Annotated in this window: 5 protein-coding genes and 1 pseudogene; 1 reads left to right on the top strand and 5 read right to left on the bottom strand. The window is 46.2% G+C overall.

The window, feature by feature from the left end; genetic code table 11:
* Positions 1-353: transposase family protein (locus CBG25_RS07945; protein ID WP_290603898.1), on the top strand; the 353-nt coding region annotated here is incomplete at its 5' end.
* A 26-nt stretch (positions 354-379) separates the two neighbouring features.
* Here CBG25_RS07945 and CBG25_RS07940 read toward each other — a convergent pair.
* The 5 genes and pseudogenes from CBG25_RS07940 to CBG25_RS07920 all read right to left on the bottom strand — a co-directional run.
* A complete protein-coding gene (locus CBG25_RS07940; RefSeq protein ID WP_290605879.1) occupies positions 380-721 on the bottom strand; it encodes a hypothetical protein in 342 nt (113 codons plus the stop codon).
* Positions 670-972: a primase C-terminal domain-containing protein gene (locus CBG25_RS07935; RefSeq protein ID WP_290605877.1), complete on the bottom strand. Its 303-nt coding sequence runs from the start codon at positions 970-972 to the stop codon at positions 670-672. The genes CBG25_RS07940 and CBG25_RS07935 overlap by 52 nt, the downstream gene beginning before the upstream one ends.
* A gap of 230 nt (positions 973-1,202) precedes the next feature.
* Positions 1,203-1,493, bottom strand: a pseudogene (locus CBG25_RS07930) (hypothetical protein); the annotation flags it as partial.
* A 494-nt stretch (positions 1,494-1,987) separates the two neighbouring features.
* Complete coding sequence (locus tag CBG25_RS07925; RefSeq protein ID WP_290605876.1) at positions 1,988-2,350, bottom strand: primase C-terminal domain-containing protein; 363 nt, start codon at positions 2,348-2,350, stop codon at positions 1,988-1,990.
* A gap of 360 nt (positions 2,351-2,710) precedes the next feature.
* The coding region (locus CBG25_RS07920; RefSeq protein WP_290605874.1) for a transposase at positions 2,711-2,988 on the bottom strand (278 nt) is incomplete at its 5' end.

Below are 2,988 nucleotides of genomic sequence, written 5' to 3'. Positions count from 1 at the left end.
TGAGCAAAAATGGGCGCCGTCACGATAAACGCTTACTCGATAAAGTCGATATAATTCGCCATATTCCTCCTGAGGTAACCATCTGGGCAGATACCGGTTTTCAAGGTATAGATAAACAGCATCCTAATACACAAATCCCAAAAAAAGGAACTCGAAAAAGACCTTTATCGCCTGAACAAAAACAAGAAAATAAAATAATCTCGGGCATCCGTATTACAGTTGAACACGCCATCGCGGGTATCAAGCGCCTCGGTTGCATGACCCAAATTTTACGGAATCGTAGACCCTTTATTGATGATACCTTCTTACTCCTTAGCGCAGGTCTTTGGAATTTCCATCTCAGAACAGCGTAAAATTTACTTCAATCACCGAAACACCCTTATTTCACTATTAAGCAACACGCTTTATGCCCTTTCATGATCCCATAAAGCAAAATTCCCATCATTGAACGAGGAGAATACGGCGCTCTACCTGTTGAAGAATAACAGCGTTCGAAAGGTACCCAGTCTTGTTCATCCAAAATCTCTGTGACAATAAATGCCCTACGTTCACCAATTTGCTTGAGATAATCGCAAAGGGAAACAGAACCCTCCAAGATAGGTAGATTTTGCGCTTTGACAAACTTACGTTTGGTGTGAGAAGGCGATTCCAGTTTGCGAGTAAATACGGTCATAAAAGATCTGCGTTTAAAACGAATAAAGCAAATTTTAATCGATAACATGAGCTTTTGCGACAGCCTCTAGCGCCGCGTATGGCCTGAATCTCTGGCGAATGCGTCCTAGCGACATACTCAGCAAAGGCTTTCTCTGTGAAGCGCCTATGAGTCCATTTGGCGACACTCTTGGCAATCGCTTTAACCTCTGGCTCACTGAGGGGAACGGGGAACTGGACGTTATAGCCCATTGCACGCTCAAAACACGCTGCGAACCACTGTGCGAAAGCAGGCCAGCCACGACGCAGTGCAGCCCCCAAAGCCCAGAGCCTACAGGTGAGAAAGCCCGAACACCCCTAGACCATAGTGCGAAACCTTATGACCAGTGCACTACTTTCGCAGTCTCTATACCAGACTGAGCTACTCTAACTGATTTTTCTTTTAATACCCCTCAAGCCCAGAGCTGGCTTGGCTTTACAGCGTTCCACCTAACCAAGGGCAAAACCACCCCTACGGGCTGTTATCTGATATAGGCTTGTTTTAGTGCAATTCACAGGAAACCTTTCTTCTTATGGTAGTAATATGTACGGCGACTAATACCTAGTGTCTCCCAAGGCTTCAACTGTTCAATTGACGTTGCAATAATTGGCCTACCGCCGCCCTTGCTCATAAGCCCCCCTCTAGCGCCGCGTATGGCCTGAATCTCTGGCGAATGCGTCCTAGCGACATACTCAGCAAAGGCTTTCTCTGTGAAGCGCCTATGAGTCCATTTGGCGACACTCTTGGCAATCGCTTTAACCTCTGGCTCACTGAGGGGAACGGGGAACTGGACGTTATAAAGCCTGTTGCTCAATAGCAAAATTAATTGTGACTTACAAAAAAACCAGCTATTGATGATAAAATAATCAATTTTTGAATTAAAAATGACCTATATAAGATTAAAAAATAACCTATTTTTGTGTTTTTTAGATGTATCTWWYYWKWYKKYMTYRRRAKCWKTKWWATTYCWMKRYKKRRMMWSRRSSTTATAGCCCATTGCACGCTCAAAACACGCTGCGAACCACTGTGCGAAAGCAGGCCAGCCAYGACGCAGTGCAGCCCCCAAAGCCCWGTGCCTACAGGTGAGAAAGCCCGAACACCCCTAGACCATAGTGCGAATCCTTATGACCAGTGCACTACTTTCGCAGTCTCTATACCAGACTGAGCTACTCTAACTGATTTTTCTTTTAATACCCCTCAAGCCCAGAGCTGGCTTGGCTTTACAGCGTTCCACCTAACCAAGGGCAAAACCACCCCTACGGGCTGTTATCTGATATAGGCTTGTTTTAGTGCAATTCACAGGAAACCTTTCTTCTTATGGTAGTAATATGTACGGCGACTAATACCTAGTGTCTCCCAAGGCTTCAACTGTTCAATTGACGTTGCAATAATTGGCCTACCGCCGCCCTTGCTCATAAGCCCCCCTCTAGCGCCGCGTATGGCCTGAATCTCTGGCGAATGCGTCCTAGCGACATACTCAGCAAAGGCTTTCTCTGTGAAGCGCCTATGAGTCCATTTGGCGACACTCTTGGCAATCGCTTTAACCTCTGGCTCACTGAGGGGAACGGGGAACTGGACGTTATAGCCCATTGCACGCTCAAAACACGCTGCGAACCACTGTGCGAAAGCAGGCCAGCCACGACGCAGTGCAGCCCCCAAAGCCCAGAGCCTACAGGTGAGAAAGCCCGAACACCCCTAGACCATAGTGCGAAACCTTATGACCAGTGCACTACTTTCGCAGTCTCTATACCAGACTGAGCTACTCTAACTGATTTTTCTTTTAATACCCCTCAAGCCCAGAGCTGGCTTGGCTTTACAGCGTTCCACCTAACCAAGGGCAAAACCACCCCTACGGGCTGTTATCTGATATAGGCTTGTTTTAGTGCAATTCACAGGAAACCTTTCTTCTTATGGTAGTAATATGTACGGCGACTAATACCTAGTGTCTCCCAAGGCTTCAACTGTTCAATTGACGTTGCAATAATTGGCCTACCGCCGCCCTTGCTCATAAGCCCCCCTCTAGCGGAGGCTGTCGCAAAAGGGGTGGAATTTTTTTTTCAACAATATCCCACCGTGCAGATTTTCTCTTTTTCTGATTTTAGTTTGTACAAATAATAGACTGAAAATCATCCATAATATCAGAGCAACCGCTCTTGATAAGTTATAGGCCATTGCATGCAGGGTAAATTCGAGCTTTACCGCTAATAATCCCTTACGCCGGAAACGTTCCAAACCCTGAATTCCCCGCAATGCTGAAAACACAGGTTCAACCATGCTCTTTCGCTGATTCAAGATTT

This window comes from Arsenophonus sp. ENCA (assembly GCF_002287155.1).
Taxonomy (GTDB): Bacteria; Pseudomonadota; Gammaproteobacteria; order Enterobacterales; family Enterobacteriaceae; genus Arsenophonus; species Arsenophonus nilaparvatae.
This window is presented reverse-complemented; position numbering and strand designations above follow the sequence as displayed.

Excerpts from the sequence above, each read along its gene's own strand:
- CBG25_RS07940 (WP_290605879.1), bottom strand. The coding sequence starts at position 721 with ATGTTATCGATTAAAATTTGCTTTATTCGTTTTAAACGCAGATCTTTT.